General features: G+C 40.7%; 20 protein-coding genes and 1 pseudogene. 5 read left to right on the plus strand and 16 right to left on the minus strand.

Annotation, left to right across the window (positions count from 1 at the left end; translation table 11 throughout):
* Window positions 1–8 precede the first annotated feature (8 nt).
* Window positions 9–353 (minus strand): hypothetical protein, encoded by a 345-nt coding sequence (locus tag DH10bf12_RS14315; protein WP_471735931.1) that lies wholly within the window; start codon window positions 351–353, stop codon window positions 9–11.
* Between the two features lie 119 nt (window positions 354–472).
* Between DH10bf12_RS14315 and DH10bf12_RS14320 the strand changes: the two genes are divergently transcribed.
* Window positions 473–1051: a 5' nucleotidase, NT5C type gene (locus DH10bf12_RS14320; RefSeq protein WP_471735932.1), complete on the plus strand. Its 579-nt coding sequence runs from the start codon at window positions 473–475 to the stop codon at window positions 1049–1051.
* An 18-nt stretch (window positions 1052–1069) separates the two neighbouring features.
* On the opposite strand, the gene DH10bf12_RS14325 is transcribed toward DH10bf12_RS14320, so the two are convergent.
* Genes DH10bf12_RS14325 through DH10bf12_RS14335 form a run of 3 tightly spaced genes read right to left on the minus strand, consistent with a single transcriptional unit; the run spans window position 1070 to window position 3107 of the window.
* Complete coding sequence (locus DH10bf12_RS14325) at window positions 1070–1480, minus strand: Fur family transcriptional regulator (RefSeq protein ID WP_471735933.1); 411 nt, start codon at window positions 1478–1480, stop codon at window positions 1070–1072.
* 16 nt (window positions 1481–1496) lie between these two features.
* Window positions 1497–2336, minus strand: coding sequence for a metal ABC transporter permease (locus DH10bf12_RS14330; RefSeq protein ID WP_471735934.1), 840 nt, complete (start codon window positions 2334–2336; stop codon window positions 1497–1499).
* Window positions 2337–3107, minus strand: a complete 771-nt coding sequence (locus DH10bf12_RS14335; protein ID WP_471735935.1) for a metal ABC transporter ATP-binding protein — start codon at window positions 3105–3107, stop codon at window positions 2337–2339. It abuts the gene before it with no gap.
* A gap of 144 nt (window positions 3108–3251) precedes the next feature.
* Here DH10bf12_RS14335 and DH10bf12_RS14340 point away from each other — a divergent pair, with 144 nt between their 5' ends.
* Entirely contained in the window at window positions 3252–3491 is a 240-nt protein-coding gene (locus DH10bf12_RS14340) for a hypothetical protein (RefSeq protein ID WP_471735936.1), read from the plus strand.
* 35 nt (window positions 3492–3526) lie between these two features.
* Here DH10bf12_RS14340 and DH10bf12_RS14345 read toward each other — a convergent pair whose 3' ends face one another.
* Both DH10bf12_RS14345 and DH10bf12_RS14350 read right to left on the minus strand, forming a co-directional pair.
* Window positions 3527–4423: a deoxyribonuclease IV gene (locus DH10bf12_RS14345; RefSeq protein WP_471735937.1), complete on the minus strand. Its 897-nt coding sequence runs from the start codon at window positions 4421–4423 to the stop codon at window positions 3527–3529.
* 15 nt (window positions 4424–4438) lie between these two features.
* Window positions 4439–5740, minus strand: a complete 1302-nt coding sequence (locus DH10bf12_RS14350) for a DEAD/DEAH box helicase (protein ID WP_471735938.1) — start codon at window positions 5738–5740, stop codon at window positions 4439–4441.
* Window positions 5741–5885: 145 nt separating this feature from the next.
* On the opposite strand from DH10bf12_RS14350, the gene vrrA reads away from it, so the two are divergent.
* Together vrrA and DH10bf12_RS14360 are read left to right on the plus strand one after the other, a co-directional pair.
* Window positions 5886–6212 carry a VrrA/YqfQ family protein gene (vrrA, locus tag DH10bf12_RS14355; RefSeq protein ID WP_471735939.1) on the plus strand — a complete coding sequence of 109 codons (327 nt, stop codon included), beginning with the start codon at window positions 5886–5888 and terminating at the stop codon, window positions 6210–6212.
* A 70-nt stretch (window positions 6213–6282) separates the two neighbouring features.
* A complete protein-coding gene (locus tag DH10bf12_RS14360) occupies window positions 6283–7257 on the plus strand; it encodes a 4-hydroxy-3-methylbut-2-enyl diphosphate reductase (RefSeq protein WP_471735940.1) in 975 nt (324 codons plus the stop codon).
* A 26-nt stretch (window positions 7258–7283) separates the two neighbouring features.
* On the opposite strand, the gene DH10bf12_RS14365 is transcribed toward DH10bf12_RS14360, so the two are convergent.
* The 10 genes and pseudogenes from DH10bf12_RS14365 to DH10bf12_RS14410 form a co-directional block, all read right to left on the minus strand.
* Window positions 7284–8402 carry a Nif3-like dinuclear metal center hexameric protein gene (locus tag DH10bf12_RS14365; RefSeq protein WP_471735941.1) on the minus strand — a complete coding sequence of 373 codons (1119 nt, stop codon included), beginning with the start codon at window positions 8400–8402 and terminating at the stop codon, window positions 7284–7286.
* Complete coding sequence (locus DH10bf12_RS14370; protein WP_471735942.1) at window positions 8399–9097, minus strand: tRNA (adenine(22)-N(1))-methyltransferase; 699 nt, start codon at window positions 9095–9097, stop codon at window positions 8399–8401. The genes DH10bf12_RS14365 and DH10bf12_RS14370 overlap by 4 nt, the downstream gene beginning before the upstream one ends.
* Before the next feature lie 290 nt (window positions 9098–9387).
* Window positions 9388–9750 (minus strand): annotated as a pseudogene (gene cccA / locus DH10bf12_RS14375) (cytochrome c550); the annotation flags it as partial.
* A gap of 158 nt (window positions 9751–9908) precedes the next feature.
* A complete protein-coding gene (locus DH10bf12_RS14380; RefSeq protein ID WP_471735943.1) occupies window positions 9909–11051 on the minus strand; it encodes an acyl-CoA dehydrogenase family protein in 1143 nt (380 codons plus the stop codon).
* An 86-nt stretch (window positions 11052–11137) separates the two neighbouring features.
* Window positions 11138–11671 carry a hypothetical protein gene (locus DH10bf12_RS14385; protein WP_471735944.1) on the minus strand — a complete coding sequence of 178 codons (534 nt, stop codon included), beginning with the start codon at window positions 11669–11671 and terminating at the stop codon, window positions 11138–11140.
* 92 nt (window positions 11672–11763) lie between these two features.
* Window positions 11764–12894, minus strand: a complete 1131-nt coding sequence (rpoD, locus tag DH10bf12_RS14390) for an RNA polymerase sigma factor RpoD (protein WP_404403931.1) — start codon at window positions 12892–12894, stop codon at window positions 11764–11766.
* 22 nt (window positions 12895–12916) lie between these two features.
* The gene (gene dnaG, locus DH10bf12_RS14395; RefSeq protein WP_471735945.1) at window positions 12917–14725 is read right to left on the minus strand and encodes a DNA primase; all 1809 of its coding nucleotides are present in this window, start codon (window positions 14723–14725) and stop codon (window positions 12917–12919) included.
* Window positions 14726–14791: 66 nt separating this feature from the next.
* A complete protein-coding gene (locus DH10bf12_RS14400) occupies window positions 14792–15241 on the minus strand; it encodes a YaiI/YqxD family protein (RefSeq protein ID WP_471735946.1) in 450 nt (149 codons plus the stop codon).
* Window positions 15242–15600: 359 nt separating this feature from the next.
* Window positions 15601–16410 (minus strand): pyruvate, water dikinase regulatory protein, encoded by an 810-nt coding sequence (locus DH10bf12_RS14405; protein WP_471735947.1) that lies wholly within the window; start codon window positions 16408–16410, stop codon window positions 15601–15603.
* A gap of 12 nt (window positions 16411–16422) precedes the next feature.
* Window positions 16423–17061 (minus strand): helix-turn-helix transcriptional regulator, encoded by a 639-nt coding sequence (locus DH10bf12_RS14410; RefSeq protein WP_471735948.1) that lies wholly within the window; start codon window positions 17059–17061, stop codon window positions 16423–16425.
* A 363-nt stretch (window positions 17062–17424) separates the two neighbouring features.
* On the opposite strand from DH10bf12_RS14410, the gene DH10bf12_RS14415 reads away from it, so the two are divergent.
* Window positions 17425–18804 carry a glycine--tRNA ligase gene (locus tag DH10bf12_RS14415; RefSeq protein ID WP_471735950.1) on the plus strand — a complete coding sequence of 460 codons (1380 nt, stop codon included), beginning with the start codon at window positions 17425–17427 and terminating at the stop codon, window positions 18802–18804.
* Window positions 18805–18834 lie beyond the last annotated feature (30 nt).

Genomic DNA, 18834 nt, shown 5'->3' on the forward strand with positions numbered 1-18834 from the left:
GGATTTTTTTATAACAATGGATAAATGATAAGCCCGAGCAGCATTGCAATCAGCCCGATTGCAATGCCGATGCCCCCCGCTTTAGCCTCTTTGGATCGTCTCGCAAGAAAACCTAAAATAATAGCTGCTGCTCCAAAAATAACAGGGGCAGTAAAAAATGCCAGGATTCCCAATATAATCGACGCATATGCGAGCCAGATTCCCTTATTTGTATTTCTGATTACACCGTCTCTTTTTCTTTCCGTATCTGCATACCATGATGGGCTGAATTGAGACAATTCATTTCCTACCTCCGTATCATATTCCGTTTTAATAACTTCTTTATTTTTTTCTTCATTTTTCTCATCATTCAATCATGTTCCCTCCTCCGGTTTCTTTCTTTAGCTTTTGCAAAGGACATGAATCTATGTATGGAAAATGGTTTTTCTGTGTTATTGTATTGATAAAGAATGTATAAAGGAGTCAGTATAACATGCGTTTAGGAATTGACATAGATGGCACAGTAACATGCCCCTCATCACTGATACCACATATTAACAGGGCTTTTGACAGCCGTTTAACACTGGATGATATTAAAGAGTATGATTTGACTAAAGCTTTACCGGATGTCCCCCCACAGACATTTTCAAGCTGGTTCGAATCATCTGAGGCGGAAATTTATGAAGCCTCTCCAATGAACGAACAGGCTGATACTGTTCTGAAGGATTTACAATCATCTCATGAGCTTATATATATCAGCGCAAGAGGCACAGAACATCATCATTTGACCAAAGAATGGTTTTATCGCCATGACATTCATTTTGATAAAATTGTTTTAACCGGTTCTCATAACAAACTGACTGCAGTGAAGGATCATCAAATTGATTTGTTTCTTGAGGATAAACATGATAACGCTGTAGATATCCATGAAGATACAGGCATTCCCGTACTTCTTTTTGATGCTCCTTATAACAGACAGCCGCATCCAGAAGGCGTTATTCGAATTTCTTCGTGGTATGAAGCTAAAATGTATATCCAGCAATTCGAAAAAAAGCTCAGTTCGCATAGATAAGCGAACTGAGCTTTTCTGTTATTGGCATTCAGGACAGGTGCCGTAAATCTCAAATTTATGTCCCGACACGTCATAGCCGCTCAAATTTTCACTTAAAGCCGCCATGGGACATGTGTGAATCTGTTTAGTCTTACCACAGTCCAGACAAATAAAATGATGGTGATGATGTCCACTGTCACATACAAAACGAAAATGCTTTTCCCCTGATAATTCAGTTTCCTCAAGTATATTCAATGAGACAAACGTAGAAAGATTCCTGTAGATTGTATCAAAGCTTAAGCCCTTATGATACAGACTCATTTCTTCAAGGACTTCTTTAGCAGTCATATAACGGTCATGCTGATCAAACAACTCTAGCATCATTTTTCTTTTGCCGGTTTGCTTGTATCCCTCTTGCTTTAATAACTCGATTGCTTCCTGAAGGTTCACATCTATCACCCCATTGTTATTTCTTTACAGCGAACCAATTACGATAACCAATTGCAGCGAGCAGGATCAATATAGAGGACACGACAATCGTTCCACCTGGTGCAAGATCAAGGTAAAATGCACTGATTAAACCAACGATTACTGCAATTTCACCAAATAATATAGACAGTCCGATTGTTTGTTTAAATCCTTTAGATATTCTCATTGCTGCTGCTACAGGCAGTGTCATCAATGATGATACCAGCAGTATGCCGACAATTCTCATTGACGCTGCAATCACCAGCGCAGTCATCACCATGAAGATTAAATGAAGGGCTTTTGTAGATAACCCTGATGCTTTACCGAATTCTTCATCAAATGATAACAAAAAAAGTTCTTTATATAACAATGATACTATAATCAGCACGATGATTGCGATTCCTGTGATCAGATACAGATCGCTTCTGCCGACTGCACTGACACTTCCGAATAAATAACTGAATAGATCAGTATTAAACCCATCAGCAAGTGAAATGAAAATAACCCCTACTCCGATCCCTCCTGATAACAGAATAGGAATCGCAAGCTCCTGATAATGCTTATATACAGCTCTAAGTCTTTCGATTAACAGTGAACCTGCCACAGAGAAGCCCATTCCAAGCCATAACGGATTTAATCCGTTGAATGCCACAACCGTTTTACTTAAAAACAGGCTGGCCGCAATGCCAGATAAGGTTACGTGACTCAGCGCATCAGCAATTAATGACAGCCTTCTGACAACAATAAATGCCCCAAGTAAAGGTGCAATCAGACCAATTAAAATGCCTGCTGCAAATGCATTCTGTAAAAATTCATATCTTAAGATCGCTTCTAACATTTAATGCACCCCGTGACTGTGATCATGGTGAATCGTCTGAACATCATGCCCGTAAAATGCAGACAGCTCATAATCTTTAACCTGTTCAAAATCCTCTGCACTCCCGTGAAAATGCAATGTATTATTCAAACATGCTACATGTGTAATTTTATTTGAAACTGTACCAGTATCGTGTGTAACCAGCACAAGCGTAATAGCAAGTTCAACATTCAGACGTTCGAGCATATCATAAAATGTCTGAACGTTTTTTGCATCTACACCAACTGTCGGCTCATCCAGTATCAATACCTCCGGCTGGCTGACGATCGCCCTTGCGATGAAAATCCGCTGCTGTTGACCGCCTGAGAGTTCACCGATATTTCTATACACATAATCCTGCATATCCACAGCTTTGATTGCTTCCATAATTTCAGCTTTATATTTTCGCTCTACTCTTTTAAACAATCCTGCTTTTTTTGTCAATCCGCTTGCTACTACCTCATATACTGTGGCAGGAAATCCGGTATTAAAGGCGTTCGCTTTTTGGGAGACATAACCGATTTTTTCCCACTCTTTGAATTTATGAAGCGGCTGACCAAACAGCTTTACTTCACCTTCTCTTGCTTTAAGTAGTCCCAGAATTAATTTCAGCATTGTTGATTTACCAGATCCATTTGGTCCGACGACAGCAAGAAAAGATCCTTTCGGGACAGCAAGGTTTATATCTGTCAGCACCTGCTCCTGATCATACCTGTAATAAACGTGCTTAAGCTCTATGACATGATGACTCATCTTGCCACCTCTTTCAAACTAGAATCGTTCCGATTTAACAATTCATTAGTATACACCTCTGAAACTGTGATGTAAATGAATTTAATCTCATTTTTTCCTGATCTCATAAAACTGTGGGGAATAAAATTAAAACACGGAGGCGTTATGAAAAAATATCCGATTAATCTTGAGTATCTTTTAACTGTTTCACCGGCAAAAATGCAGCTTTATCTGATCGCTGCTGGCATTTCTTTATCTGTACAGGAATGTACACAAATGCAGGACCTCTTAAAAAGCAATATCCGCTGTATCCAGTCGCTGCCCCAGATTTTACATGATGCTGAACAGATATTAGGTAAAAAAAGAACAAAAGAATTAATTAATAAAGCAACGTCTTTTCTATAACTATCTAAAAAGGACTGTCCGCAGACAGCCCTTTTTTAAGCATTCTTTTTAATTTCATCAATTAATTGTTCGTTAAATGCTCTATTTTGAAGCATTTGAATTTCGTATTTATAAGGCGGTTTCTTATCCTTCTTATCTTCACCGACATATGGTGTTTCAAGAATTTTTGGAATCTGTGAAAAAACCTCATGGTGAACAATCCGGTCCAGCGCATCATATCCAATATGACCAAATCCGATATTTTCATGACGGTCTTTGGATGCACCTTTTGGATTTTTACTATCGTTTACGTGAACAACTTTAATCCGGTCCAGGCCTACAATTCTATCAAACTGCTCTAATACACCGTCAAAATCATTCACAATATCATAACCTGCATCATGCACGTGACATGTATCAAAGCACACAGATAGCCTTTCGTTATGCGTGACGCCATCGATGATCTTTGCAAGTTCATCAAATGAACGGCCGCATTCAGAACCTTTTCCGGCCATTGTTTCCAGTGCAACCTGTACAGTCTGATCTTTTGTCAGAACTTCATTCAGTCCCTCGATAATTCGTTCAATTCCCCTGTCTGCGCCTGCACCTACATGAGCACCAGGATGCAAAACAATCTGTTTCGCACCAAGCGCAGCGGTTCTTTCTGTTTCAGACCTCAGGAAATTTATACCCAATTCAAACGTTTCCGGTTTCGTTGTATTAGCAATATTGATAATGTATGGTGCATGTACAACTATATCTTCAATGCCATGCTCTTTCATATGCGCAAGGCCTGCTTCGATATTTAAATCTTCGATTGGCTTTCTTCTTGTATTCTGAGGGGCGCCTGTATAAATCATAAAAGTAGTTGATCCGTATGACACCGCTTCTTCACTTGCTCCGAGAAGCATTTTCTTGCCGCCCATTGACACATGTGATCCGATTTTCAACATACTGGTTTCCCCCAATTAACTATTATTTCTTCTGTTTTTTCTGCGTTCTTTTTTCTTAATCTGCTCCATCTTATAATTCATCTTTTTCTTATAGCCAGGTTTAACCTTTTTCGGTTTACGAACAAGAGATTTTGCTTTTTTATCTATTTCATTTTCACCTTTTGGACGACTTGTCCGTTTATGGCGATCATTCAGGGTAACCCACTCACCGGCTTTTACTTCCTGGTGACTGAACTTAATACCCTTCTTTTCGATTTGTGCAAGTGCATCTTCATCAGAAGTCTCATAAATTGTAATGGCTGTACCTGAGTGTCCCGCACGTGCTGTTCTTCCTACACGGTGGATAAAGAAATCCAGATCCTGTGGAAGTTCAAAGTTAATGATATGGCTGACGCCCGGAATATCAATGCCCCGTGCAGCAAGGTCCGTTGCAACAATGTACTGATACTCAAGGTCTCTGATCTGCTTCATCATTTTATTTCGCTCACGCGGTGAAAGCCCACCGTGAACACGACCCGTTTTAAGACCTTTATTAAGCAGGTAATCCGCCACTTCATCCGCTTTGGATTTTGTATTGGTAAATACAATTGCCAGGTAAGGGTTAATCGCATTTAAAGTATCAAGCAACACAATTTCTCGTGAGCGGCTCTTTTGGGGCACAAGAATAAACTCAATATTCTCAGCCTGAATCTGCTTTGGTTCAATATGGGCGTATTGAGGGTTTTCCATATATTTTTTAAGGAAAGGCTTAAGTTTTTCAGGAATTGTCGCTGAGAAAACATAAATGTTAAGGTCCTCTTTCATACGTGCAGCAATCTGATCCACATCTTCAATAAAGCCCATCTCAAGCATCAGATCCGCTTCATCTATTACAATCGCTTTGGCAGTATACACCTGAAGCGCCTGTTCAGACACAAGATCATTAATTCTTCCTGGCGTCCCCACTACAATATGGGGCTGCTGCTTCAGCTTTTCAATCGCTCTCTGCTTATCAGTTCCACCTACAAATACTTTTGCCGTTAAAGCAGTATTCTCAATTAAAATCTTGACTTCATGATGTATTTGCTTTGCGAGTTCTCTAGTCGGCGCAGTAATCACGACCTGCACTTCCTGTCGGTCAGGATTAATCTGATTAATCAGTGGAAGCAGATAAGAATGTGTTTTCCCGGTACCAGTCTGAGACTGTCCGATCGCACTCTGTCCACGGTTAATCATTGGAATCATCTTCTCCTGGATCGCAGTCGGGGCATGAAATCCAAGTTTCTCAATTGCATCTATCAAAAATGGCTGGAAATTATATTGTTTAAATGATGACATATACGTCACTCCTTCTATTCGCATCAAAACTTAATTATAGTCTTTTTTAAATAAAAAAGCTATGTATATCTGAACTTCCCTTGATTACGTTTCCCCATTCAGTGAAAATTTGCATATGATATCACTGTACAGGAGGTGTCATTTAATGTATCCCTATCGCCAGTATCCCATTCCTTATCAGTTTGTACAGCCCACACCGAAAGCAACCGCTTTTTCTCTTGCATCTATCCAAAAATGGACCGGTACTGCCCAGCAATTCATTAAAACTGCTAACCGCTACATGCCTTATGTCCAACAATACGGACCAATGGTCAAGAATTTCCCGGCAATGTGGAAATTGTATAAAGCATTTAATGAGTTAGATTCAAGTGATGAAAAAGAACAAAAGTCACCTGATAAACCTAAACAGGCTGCAGTCGCTGATAAGGAAATTAAAAAAACATCTGAATCCTTACCAAAGCTTTATATATAGCTTTTAATTGTTCCTGTACGTCATCTGCTTTATACTGATGATATAAAGTCTTACGTGCAGGAGGATTCTGATGAAGACACTTAAAATAACACCCCGCGGATACTGCTACGGTGTGGTCGACGCAATGGTGATCGCAAGAAATGCTGCAATGGATAAATCACTTCCCCGTCCCATTTATATTCTGGGTATGATTGTTCATAATAAACATGTGACGGATGCATTCGAAGAAGAAGGTATTATTACGCTCGACGGTGAAAATCGTAAAGACATTCTTGAAAAAGTAACTGAAGGAACTGTTATTTTTACAGCACATGGTGTATCGCCTGAAGTCAGAGAAATTGCCCGGCAAAAAGGGCTGATCTCAATTGATGCCACCTGTCCTGATGTAACAAGAACGCATGATCTGATCCGTCAGAAGAAAGCTGAAGGGTATCATATTGTTTATATCGGTAAAAAAGGTCATCCCGAGCCTGAAGGGGCTGTAGGTGTTGCACCTGATGTCGTACATCTGCTTGAAAAACCTGAAGATGTAGAAGATCTAGTAATAGATAACGATAAAATCATTGTCACCAATCAGACAACAATGAGTCAATGGGACGTAGCTGATGTCATGGTGAAAGTAAAGGAAAAATATCCACAGACTGAAGAGCACAAAGAAATTTGCATGGCAACACAAGTTCGACAGGAAGCAGTGGCTGAACAAGCTGGTGAAGCTGACCTGTTAATCGTGGTCGGGGACCCGATGAGTAATAATTCAAACAGACTTGCGCAGGTATCAGAAGAGATCGCAGGTACACCTGCCCACAGAGTAGCTGACGTATCAGAAATTAAGCATGAATGGCTTTTCGGGTGTGAAACGGTAGCTGTAACTGCCGGTGCTTCAACGCCAACGCCAATCGTTAAAGAAGTAATGAATTATATTAATCAGTTTGATCCGGATAATCCGGACACCTGGCTTGGCGAGAAAAATGTACCACTCGCAAAAATTCTGCCAAAAATTAAAACACCAACAAAACCTGAAACAATTCTGCCTTATACAAAATAAAAAAGAGCTGCTGCGGCAGCTCTTTTTTATTTGAATCTAAATGGTTCTGTTGAAAGCTCTGAAGGGATAAATTCAACGTTCAATCCTTCTTTTTGCGCTCGATTATTCAACTCTCCTGCTAAACCTGACTTCATGATCTCTTCCACATGATGACCGGGATCAATAATTGAAATACCTGCAGCTTCTGCATCCTGTGCAGTATGGAAATCAACATCACCAGTAATATACACATCCGCGCCTGCAAATTTTGCAGTCTGATAATACTTACTACCCATGCCACCTAAGACAGCTGCTTTTTTAATTTTCTTTTTTGGATCCCCAGTTACTCTTAAGGCAGCGACATTTAACTGCTTTTTAACGTATTTTGTAAAATCCCCAAGTGTTACAGGCTCTTTCAGCTTACCTACACGACCAAGACCGTAAACTTCTCCCTCAATTGACTGAGTGAAAATATCATAAGCAGGCTCTTCGTATGGGTGCGAAGACCTTAACGCTTTTAAAATCGCTTGCTCATCTGAACTCAGAAAAATACTTTCTATTTTAACTTCTTTGACCTCTTCCACTGTTCCGCGCTCTCCGATAAATGGATCTGTATCAGTGCCTGGTTTAAATCGTCCAATCCCTTCAGATGTAAATGTGCAGTCAGAATAGTCACCTATATTTCCCACTCCAGCTGCCGTTAAAGCCTCACGCACTGCTGTTGCATGCGATTCAGGCACAAAAACAATGATCTTTTTATATGCATCTTCATATGTTTTTACCAGCACCTGTGAATCCTGCAATTCAAGCGCTTCAGCAAGCATGTCATTTACGCCGCCTTTTACAACATCAAGGTTTGTATGTGCTGCAAATATGGTGATATCATTTTTAATACATTTTTCAATGAGTGTGCCGGCGTTTGTTTCCAGATTGATTGATTTTAAAGGTCTGAAAATGAGCGGATGGTGAGCAATGATAAAGCCTGCCCCCTTGTTAATTGCTTCATCAACCACCTCATGTGTTACATCAAGTGTTGTTAACACCTTGGATACTTTCCGGTTTAACGCACCCATCTGCAAGCCGACAGGGTCCCCCTCCATTGCAAGTGCTTTGGGAGAAAACTGTTCGAGTAATTGTACCACCTGGTGTCCATTTACCTGTTTCACATAATCGCCTCCTCAATCATTAGAATTTTCTGTTCCAGCTGGTTTTTCTTTTCAGAAAGTGAAGGGCTTTTTTCAGCTTTCTCCATCTGATTTTGAATATTTTTCAGCTGGATTAACTCATGTTTCCATTTTTCTTTAAAAACAGCGGATTTTTCTTTTAACAATACAGGACCCAGCAAAAGCTCCTGTTGAGATAGCGTTGGACGGTGACTAGATCGCCCGGCAAGAATCACCTCATAGATTTTACGGTCTTCTTCTAATATTTTTTCGTCTTTTATTTCCCAGCCATTATCAAGCAGCCACTGCCTGATTGTTATTGCGCTGATATTCGGCTGTAAAATCAGCTTTTGTACACCTTCGAGCCTGTCTTTACCGTTTTCAAGTATTTCACTGATTAAAGGACCACCCATACCGGCAATTGTGACGGTTGTAACTTCCCGTGGTGAGAGGACCGTTAATCCATTCCCTTTTCTTACTTCAACTTGCTCAGTTAATTCATCTTCTTTCACTTGTTTTAAAGCTGATTGATAAGGTCCTTCAACAACTTCCCCTGCAATGGCCTTGTTGATTTTATTCATCTTCACAAGATAACAGGGAAGATATGCATGATCCGAGCCAATATCAGCGACTGTTTCACCCTCACTGACGAAATCTGCCACTGTTTTTAATCTTTGTGATAATTGATTGCTATTCATTTTTACACTTCCTTTAATATTCCATACGGTTTTAAATCATTGATTTTGTGGTACCCGTCAGGAATGCTGATGTAACGTCTTTATTTCACAATCTATTTTACTCATGTCGAAAAAAAGAGGCAACCGTTATCGGCCGCCTCTTTTATCTTTAAGTATAAAAAAACTTATGCTGCATCTTCTTCAGAAGATTCTTCTGATCCTTCTTCAGCGTCTCCGCCTTCTTCAGACTCTTCTTCTGATCCTTCTTCAGAACCTTCCTCAGCGCCTTCTTCACCGCCGCCTTCAGCTCCTATTTCTGCTACCCATTCAGCCATCGCCTGTGCATTGTCCTGTTCAACAAGACCACCAGGCATTGAGCCCTGTCCGTTAACAAGGATATCTGCGATTTCATCTGTAGATAATCTCTCACCTACACCAGTAAGTGCAGGTCCGGCACCACCCTCATAGTTTTCACCGTGACAGCTGATGCATGCGTTTTGATAATGTGCTTCAGGATCGAAGTCACCGCCTGATGCTTCTTCTCCTTCACCGCCGCCTTCTTCTTCTCCTGCCATCTCTTCTGAGTCATCAAGACCCTGAACTGACATAAAGAAAACGACACCAAAACCTAATACCATAATTAGTAAAAATGGAATAATCGGATTCTTATTCAATGGTTTACCCTCCCTTTTGACAAAAAATATGTAATTATCAACCCTATAATTGCAGGTATGAACAATTCATATTTTACTTTACTTTATGGGAATCGGAAAGACCCAATACTCAACTTTTCCCTTTTTGTCGCATTTTAGACACAAACAATAAATATTTTTTAATATGCGCCTATTTCTCTTGATATCACCATTCTTTGAATTTCCGAAGTTCCTTCACCGATTTCGAGCAGTTTTGCATCACGCAGATATCTTTCAACATGGTATTCTTTCATATAACCATACCCGCCGTGTATCTGGATTGCTTCATCACATACTTCCATACAAATCTCAGAAGCATATAATTTTGCCATTGAAGCCTCTTTCGTAAACTTCTTACCCTGATCTTTTAACCACGCTGCTTTATAAGTCATTGTTCTTGCGAGTTCAATTTTCATTGCCATGTCAGCAAGCTTGAACTGAGTGGCCTGAAATGATGAGATGCTTTTACCAAACTGTTTACGTTCTTTTGAGTAACTGAGCGCTCGCTCGTATGCTGCCTGAGCAATTCCGACAGCCATGGCAGCTATTCCGATTCTTCCTCCGTCAAGCGTCATTAAGAACTGTCTGAATCCTTCACCCTTTTTACCAAGGAGGTTTTCAGTTGGTACTGATACTTCATCAAGTACAAGCTCAGTCGTGTTAGACGAGTGAAGACCCATCTTTTCGTAATTATCAATCACTGTAAATCCTTCAGCATCTGTCGGGACAATAATCGCACTGATCTCTTTTTTACCGTCTGTATTTCCTGTCACTGCAGTTAAAGCAAGGAATTTTGCATAGCTAGCATTTGTAATATAGCTTTTATTTCCGCTGATGATATAATTTCCATCCTCTTCTTTAGCGGCCGTCTGTGTGCCTCCTGCATCAGATCCTGCATTAGGTTCAGTCAGTCCAAATGAACCGAATGATTCCCCAGAACAGATCTTAGTAAGATACTTTTCTTTTTGTTCATGCGTTCCGAACATATTAATAGGCGCACCACCGAGAGATATGTGCGCTGAGTAAGTAATGCCGGTAGATCCGCAGGCTCTGCTTAATTCTTCAGTAACGATCGCAAAGCTCGTTGTGTCTCCGCCTGCACCACCATATTCTTCCGGAAACGGTAACCCCATCATCCCCAATGAAGACAGTTCCTTAAAAATTTCTTTAGGGAATTCCTTATGGCGGTCACGGTCCAGTGCACCCGGTGCCACTTTCTCCTGTGAAAATTCCCTGATTGTCCGCTGAATCATCTGCTGTTCCTGTGTTAAATCAAAATTCATGTTGATCCCCCTTGTTTGAATGCGCTTACATTTCTATTATAAAAGAAAAGACTGAAAAGTCCCAGTCTTATATTTTTTCAGTGTATTTAAAGATACAAAAAAAGTAATACACTGGCTCCTAAAGCACCTGAAATCGTAAAATAATGCTGCCTGGAAAAAAAACCGCCAACCGCCCATACTATGCACTGAATACCAATAATCAGATACAAAATTTGCAGCTGACCTGAAAAATATGTACGCCATAATTCTACTGAAAACAATAGAATGAGAAATGCAGCTGTAATTCTGCTGAGTATTTTTATTACTGGAGATGTTCCAGGGTTAAAGCTTACAATCATAATCCCCACACTGATCAAAATGGAAATCAGCGCCTGAACTACAAGCGCCAGTTCACCGAAAATTAGTGCAATCACAGTAAATATACCCACAGCGAGTGAAACTCCGGACACAATCCCATTTCTTTTCCTGTCAACACTTTTTATTTCGTCCTGCTTTTCAAACTCACCTTCACCACTCGTATACAGGTTCATCAAAAAGTCACAATAAGCATCCGGCAGGAGTTTATTCTGTTTCCAATAGTTAATTTCCTGTACGATTATTTCTTTTCTGTTTTTATCCATCGCTTAACCTCCGCCACTTACTATCTATGACTATACTGGAATAGATCAAGAAAAAAAAGGTAAAAAAAAGCTGGCAGCTGCCAGCTTTTTTTCTACTCTAAAAAGTCTTTAAGACGTTTGCTTCTGCTTGGGTGACGCAGTTTTCTTAAAGCTTTTGCTTCAATTTGACGAATACGTTCTCTCGTTACACCGAACACTTTACCTACTTCTTCAAGCGTGCGTGTACGACCGTCATCAAGTCCAAAACGGAGTCTTAGTACATTTTCTTCACGATCAGTCAGCGTATCTAAAACATCTTCAAGCTGTTCTTTCAACAGCTCATAAGCTGCATGGTCTGACGGTGACTGAGCTTCTGAATCCTCAATAAAGTCTCCCAGATGCGAATCGTCTTCTTCACCAATCGGCGTTTCAAGCGAAACCGGTTCCTGTGCGATCTTCAGAATTTCTCTGACCTTTTCAGGTGTAAGGTCCATTTCCTCTGAGATTTCCTCTGGAGATGGCTCTCTGCCCAGATCCTGAAGCAGCTGACGCTGCACTCGGATTAACTTATTAATTGTCTCGACCATGTGTACCGGTATACGGATTGTACGTGCCTGATCGGCAATTGCACGAGTGATCGCCTGTCTGATCCACCATGTAGCGTACGTACTGAACTTAAATCCTTTTCTGTGATCAAACTTTTCTACAGCTTTAATCAGACCCATGTTACCTTCCTGAATTAAATCAAGAAATAACATACCTCTCCCAACATAACGCTTGGCGATACTGACTACCAGTCGCAGGTTGGCTTCAGCAAGGCGTCTTTTTGCTTCTTCATCGCCTTCTTCAATTCTTGTAGCAAGGTTAATTTCCTCCTGAGCAGAAAGCAGGTCTACACGACCGATTTCCTTCAGGTACATTCTAACCGGGTCATTGATCTTAACGCCTGGTGGTACACTCAGGTCATTCAGGTCAAATTCCTCTTCAGCTTCCTTGCCAAGCTCAGTTACAGATGGGTCCGCATCGGCATTTTCTTTCATCACTTCGACACCCTGTTCACCAATCTGTTCATAAAATTCTTCAATTTGTTCTGTATCTAATTCAAACCCTGCAAGTTTCTCTGCAATATCCTCATAGGTAATCTCACCATTTTTCTTTGCTGCTTCGAGTAATTGCGCTTTTACCGATTCGAGTGTTGCTGTTTCAGGTTCTGTCTGCTTGGAACGTGTTGACTTCTCAGCCATTAGTCCCCCTCCTTCCAACTTCCTAACGATGTTGCCCCTTTAGAGCTTTCCACAGTTGAAAAATTTCCATTCCAAGAGCTGTGGCTGTTTTTATATCATTCATTTGTTCAGCTTGTTTTAATTCAGCCTCTTTTTGTCTGATTACATTTACTTGCCTGTATTTATTCAGTTCATTTATATAATCTGCTAATTCAGCTTTAGTTACTTCAGCATTTAATTCCAGCATTGTTAATTCAGTCGCTGCAGAACGTAAATGTCTGTCTGGAAGATATTCAATAAAAGCCCCGGGTTCAAGTGATCCGCCCTGCTCCATATAAGCCAGAAGATACGTATAAATCGCCTGATAATCATCAGTTGGAAATGTCAGATCTTCCATTAGATCCTGCACTGAATAAGCTGTGTCATTTCCGGTCATCATATAGGAAAGAAGATATCTTTCCGCCCGTTGATATGCTTTTAATATTGAAGCCTTTTTGGGAGTAGGAATAACTGGTTCCTGACTCACTTGATGATCTTTTTTTACAGGTAAATAAGTTTTGAGCTGCTCTTCAAGCGATGAAAAAGAAACACCCGTATCATCTGACAGCTGCTTTAGATAAAGTTCTTTCTCAACTGCACTGCTTAAAGTGGAAACTTCAGGCAACACAGCATTAATGTAAGAGAGCCTCCCATCTTCTGATTGAAGATTCTTACCGGTCCGCAGATACCACATTTTGAAAGCCATCAGGGAAGATGCAAGCTGTATGATTTCTTCTCTGAATTTTTTGGTCCCGAACTTCTGAATATAATCATCCGGGTCCATACCGTTAGGCAGCCTTGCTACCTTAACAGTCATACCATTCCCTTTCAACTCACCGGCAGCTTTAAATGCGGCTTCCGTCCCTGCATTGTCACCATCGTAGCAGATTACAACCGTATCAGTGAGCCTTTTGATTTGCTGAATGTGTTGTTTCGTTAATGAAGTTCCCATTGTTGCCACACCATTTGAGACGGTTTCTGATGCTGCAATGACATCTGCGAATCCTTCAAATAATACAGCAAATTTCTCTTTGCGAATCGGGCCTCTGGCTCTATGAAAATTAAAAAGCAGGCTGTTCTTTTGAAATAACGGTGATTCAGGACTGTTGAGGTATTTCGGTTCATTTTTTTCAGGTGTTATGATTCTTCCCGAAAAGCCTACCGTTCTGCCTTTGGCATCTTCAATCGGAAACATCACACGGTTTCTAAAACGGTCGAAATAAGTTCCATCATCACGCTTGATCAGAAGTCCTGCTTCTTCCATTAGTGAAAGGTCAAATCCTTTTTTTTCAAGGAGCTTGGATGCTGTTTCCCAGCCGGGTAATGACCAGCCGACTTTATAATGGTTCAGCTGTGATTCATTAAACCCCCGATCCAAAAGGTATTCAAGTGCTTCATGCCCTTCTTCTGTATTCATGAGTAAGTGGTGAAACAGCTTTTCTAGAAGACTGATACCTTCAAGCTGGGCTTTTTCATTTGTGCCCGCTGGACCTGCATCAGCTTCTTCATGCGAGCTGAATTCGAACTTCACATCAGTTTTATCTCCAAGCGATGCAACTGCCTCATGAAAAGACATGCCGTTTTGATCCATTAAGAATGTAAATACATTCCCACCTGCACCGCAGCCAAAGCAGTGAAAGATCTGTTTTTCAGGTGACACAGAAAAAGACGGGGAATTTTCACCATGAAATGGACATAGCCCAAAATAGTTACGGCCCTGCTTTTTCAATTGAACGTATTCACTGATCACATCGACAATATCGGTGTTTAATCTGATTTGATCCACAACTTCTTCCGGTATTCTTTCAGGCACTTATTCACCACCAACTTAACTTGTGATACTGTATTGTTCGTCAAAAATCATTTTTTTCCTGCATTTTCAGTCAAAAAACTTTTTAAGACAAGCTGTAAATGTGTCCAGGTCAATTTTTGAAACTTTTTTTGGACCAGAATGAAATCTGCCTTTTTTTCTTTCTTCCTGATACAAATATCTAAATGACAAGCTGGTCTCGATCGTGTCTTGATTGTACTCTTTTCCCCGGGGAGAAATAGCATAAACCCTTTTTGGCAGTACAAGTGAAGCAAGACCAATATCCTGCGTAACAACTATATCTCCCTCTTTAACGCGATTAAGAATATACAAATCCACTGCTTCACTGCCTGCATCAATATAGGTCCATAAAGAGGGATCTTCATTTGCGCTGTAGTGATTATACGTTGCTACAAACCGGATATCCGCTTTAGATAAATACTCCAGAATTTTATTCTTGACTTCAGCGGGACACGCATCTGCATCGACATAAATACATACGTTTTTATTATGTTCCATATAGGTACCATTCTGCGCTTTTACGCAAAAACCCTTTTTTAGCGTTTCTTTTATCACAATTTTTTATTATAGTATATTTACTTGTTTGCCGCCATTATTTTCGACAAATTGTTTTCTATTATTTCGCTTCTGTTACTTTTAGTCATTACTTCTATTTTTCAGCTAAATAAAGTTGGCTTTTAATTTTTGCTTCAGGATGGAGCTTTCCACTGCCGGCCGGTGAGTGTCCGGACTTTAAACGCCCCTTCCTGCGAGCCATCTACTTACGTTAAGATCACCGGTTGAGCAGTAACAACAATTGCCCTAAATTATTTTTTAATCCAATGTAAAAACAGATGTCAAGTAGACATCTGTTTTTATCAATTGTTCATTAAATCATTTAAGATTACATTTGCTGTTTCCTCTACTGCTTTATTCGTCACATCAATAACCGGACATTTCATCCTGCTGATAATCCGGTCAAAATGCTCAAGCTCTTCTTGAATCCGCTCCATTTTAGCGTAAGTTGCATCATCTTTCAGTCCAAGTGCAATCAGCCGCTCTTTTCTGATATGGTTCAGCTTATCTGAACTGATTTTTAACCCGTAACATTTATTAGGATTAACCATAAACAGTTCTTCCGGCGGTTCAATTTCAGGGACAAGCGGTACATTGGCTACTTTTAGCCTCTTATGTGCCAGATATTGAGACAGCGGAGTTTTTGATGTTCTTGAAACACCAACGAGTACGATATCGGCCTTTAAAATACCCCTTGGATCCCGTCCATCATCGTATTTAACAGCGAATTCAATGGCTTCGATTTTTCTAAAGTAATCTTCATCAAGATCATGTACCATGCCAGGTTCATTAATCGGAGACTCCTCGCACACTTCCTGCAGTGAAGTAACAATCGGTCCCATCACATCATGCGCTGTCAGCTGATGTAATTTCACCTGCTCTTCGATGTATGAGCGCACGTGCGGTTTTACAAGCGTGTAGACGATAATTGCCTGGTTATCTTTTGCGAGTGATATCACTTCATCTACATGCCCCTTATCTTCTATATAAGGAAAACGCTTGATTGTAATTGACTTTCTAGACTGCCGGAACTGACTGACGCTGGCTTTTGCAACGAGCTCAGCAGTTTCACCAACAGAGTCTGATACGACATATACGTGCACTTCGTTCATGACTCCACCATCCTATCCTTCATCCTTTGACAAGCTGACAAATGCTTTTGTAATATTGGTCTTTGTGATTCTGCCTGAAACCTCGTATCCTGCATCGGTCTTTTTCACAACCGGAAGAGAATCAATCTGTTTGCTGATTAACTTTGAAGCAACTGTTACTAAAAGGTCACCGGCTACACAGTAAGTTACATTTGGCATCCTAGTCATAATAACATTAACAGGCAGGCTCGTTAAGTCCTGCTGTCCGATGCTTGCTCTCAGCAAATCCTTCCGGGATACTACACCGGCTAGATAGCCCTTTTGATCAAGTACAAATAATGTACCTACATCCTCTAAAAACATATGACAGATTGCATCATAGACCGAGACATTATCCTGAACAGCCACCGGCATGGACTGATAATCCTTTACATAAAGCTTTTTCAGGTTTTCAGTTAATAATTGCGTGCCTGATTTTCCTGTATAAAAATAACCGACTCTGGGCCTTGCATCCAGAAAGCCGGCCATCGTTAAAATGGCTAAATCCGGTCTCAGTGTCGCCCTTGTCAGGTGAAGTCTGTCTGCAATTTGCTCCCCAGTAATTGGTCCGTCTGCTTTTACAATCTTAAGAATTTCAGATTGTCTTTTATTCAGTTCGATATTGTTCACCACCCGAAATTCAATAGTGTTATACTGTTTACCAATATTATATACTAAATGAATACACCATCATAGTAAATGATTTGAGATATATTTTTATTGTCTATTCAATTAAAGCGTGTTAGGATTGTTTAAAGATAAATGATGTGCGCAATGAAAGAGCGATAAGTACCTTTTTAAAAGCGACCGGGGATAGTGAAAGCCCGGATCAAAGGGAAACGGCACTCTGGAGCAATGCAGCGAATCAAGGTGGATGCAAATGGCATCAATCAGGGTGGAACCGCGGTCAAAAAGCACCGTCCCTGGACTAGACAGATCTAGTCCAGGGACGGTGCTTTTTTCATGCACAGCAACATTAAAAAGGAGTGAAGGTACATGGCTAAAAACATGGATGATATTGTACACATTGCCAAGCACAGAGGATTTGTATTTCCGGGATCTGAGATTTATGGCGGTCTGGCAAACACATGGGACTACGGTCCTCTTGGAATTGAATTAAAAAACAACATTAAAAAAGCATGGTGGAAGAAATTTATTCAGGAATCTCCACATAACGTCGGCCTTGACGCAGCGATTCTGATGAACCCGAAAACATGGGAAGCTTCCGGTCATATCGGAAACTTTAATGATCCTATGGTCGACTGTAAGAGCTGTAAAGCGAGGCACCGCGCCGATAAGCTGATTGAAGCGGCAATTGAGGAAAAAGGTGAAGAGATTATTGTAGACGGCCTCCCATTCAGCAGGATGGCAGAGCTGATCGAAGAATATGATGTAGCATGCCCTACCTGCGGCGCTAAAGATTTTACCGATATCAGACAGTTTAACCTGATGTTCAAAACGCACCAGGGTGTAACTGAAGGCTCTACAAACGAAATCTTCCTGCGTCCGGAAACTGCTCAGGGAATCTTTGTTAACTTTAAAAATGTTCAACGTACAATGAGAAAACGTGTGCCATTTGGAATTGGCCAGATCGGTAAGAGTTTCAGAAATGAAATCACACCTGGTAACTTTACATTCAGAACACGTGAATTTGAACAGATGGAGCTAGAGTTTTTCTGCAAACCTGGTGAAGACCTTGAATGGTTCGGCTACTGGAGAGAATTCTGCAAGAACTGGCTGTTAAATCTTGGAATGAAAGAAGACAGCATGCGTCTGCGTGATCATGATGAGGATGAACTTTCCCACTACAGTAACGCAACAACTGACATCGAATTCAAATTCCCATTCGGCTGGGGAGAGCTGTGGGGAATTGCTGACCGTACAGACTTTGACCTGAAACAGCATATGGAACACTCAAATGAGGATTTCACTTATCTTGATCAGCAGACAAATGAAAAGTATGTGCCGTATTGTATTGAGCCTTCACTTGGCGCTGACCGCGTGACACTTGCCTTCCTATGTGATGCCTATGAAGAGGAAGCGCTCGAAAATGACAGCAGAACCGTTCTTCGCTTCCACCCGGCATTGGCTCCATATAAAGCAGCAGTACTCCCGCTTTCAAAGAAGCTTGGTGGCGAAGCAATTAAAGTGTTTGAAGAGCTTTCACAGCACTTTATGGTTGATTATGATGAGTCTCAGTCAATTGGTAAGCGTTACAGAAGACAGGACGAAATTGGTACACCTTATTGTATTACCTTTGATTTTGATTCTTTAGAGGATCAGCAGGTAACAGTGCGTAACCGTGACACAATGGAACAGATCCGTATGCCGATTGCTGAAGTACAGTCGTTTATTGAGGATAAAATTAAATTTTAATTAAACGTAAAAAGCGTGCAGCTCTTGAGC

It is taken from the genome of Jeotgalibacillus sp. 10bf12 (assembly GCF_055597105.1).

Coding starts and splice junctions, on each gene's coding strand:
- vrrA (WP_471735939.1), top strand. CDS start 5,886: ATGTATCCCTATCGCCAGTATCCCATTCCTTATCAGTTTGTACAGCCC.
- rpoD (WP_404403931.1), bottom strand. CDS start 12,894: ATGGCTGAGAAGTCAACACGTTCCAAGCAGACAGAACCTGAAACAGCA.
- DH10bf12_RS14360 (WP_471735940.1), top strand. CDS start 6,283: ATGAAGACACTTAAAATAACACCCCGCGGATACTGCTACGGTGTGGTC.
- DH10bf12_RS14380 (WP_471735943.1), bottom strand. CDS start 11,051: ATGAATTTTGATTTAACACAGGAACAGCAGATGATTCAGCGGACAATC.
- DH10bf12_RS14385 (WP_471735944.1), bottom strand. CDS start 11,671: ATGGATAAAAACAGAAAAGAAATAATCGTACAGGAAATTAACTATTGG.
- DH10bf12_RS14415 (WP_471735950.1), top strand. CDS start 17,425: ATGGCTAAAAACATGGATGATATTGTACACATTGCCAAGCACAGAGGA.
- DH10bf12_RS14340 (WP_471735936.1), top strand. CDS start 3,252: ATGAAAAAATATCCGATTAATCTTGAGTATCTTTTAACTGTTTCACCG.
- DH10bf12_RS14400 (WP_471735946.1), bottom strand. CDS start 15,241: ATGGAACATAATAAAAACGTATGTATTTATGTCGATGCAGATGCGTGT.
- DH10bf12_RS14330 (WP_471735934.1), bottom strand. CDS start 2,336: ATGTTAGAAGCGATCTTAAGATATGAATTTTTACAGAATGCATTTGCA.
- DH10bf12_RS14335 (WP_471735935.1), bottom strand. CDS start 3,107: ATGAGTCATCATGTCATAGAGCTTAAGCACGTTTATTACAGGTATGAT.
- DH10bf12_RS14320 (WP_471735932.1), top strand. CDS start 473: ATGCGTTTAGGAATTGACATAGATGGCACAGTAACATGCCCCTCATCA.
- DH10bf12_RS14405 (WP_471735947.1), bottom strand. CDS start 16,410: ATGAACGAAGTGCACGTATATGTCGTATCAGACTCTGTTGGTGAAACT.
- DH10bf12_RS14350 (WP_471735938.1), bottom strand. CDS start 5,740: ATGTCATCATTTAAACAATATAATTTCCAGCCATTTTTGATAGATGCA.
- DH10bf12_RS14345 (WP_471735937.1), bottom strand. CDS start 4,423: ATGTTGAAAATCGGATCACATGTGTCAATGGGCGGCAAGAAAATGCTT.
- DH10bf12_RS14370 (WP_471735942.1), bottom strand. CDS start 9,097: ATGAATAGCAATCAATTATCACAAAGATTAAAAACAGTGGCAGATTTC.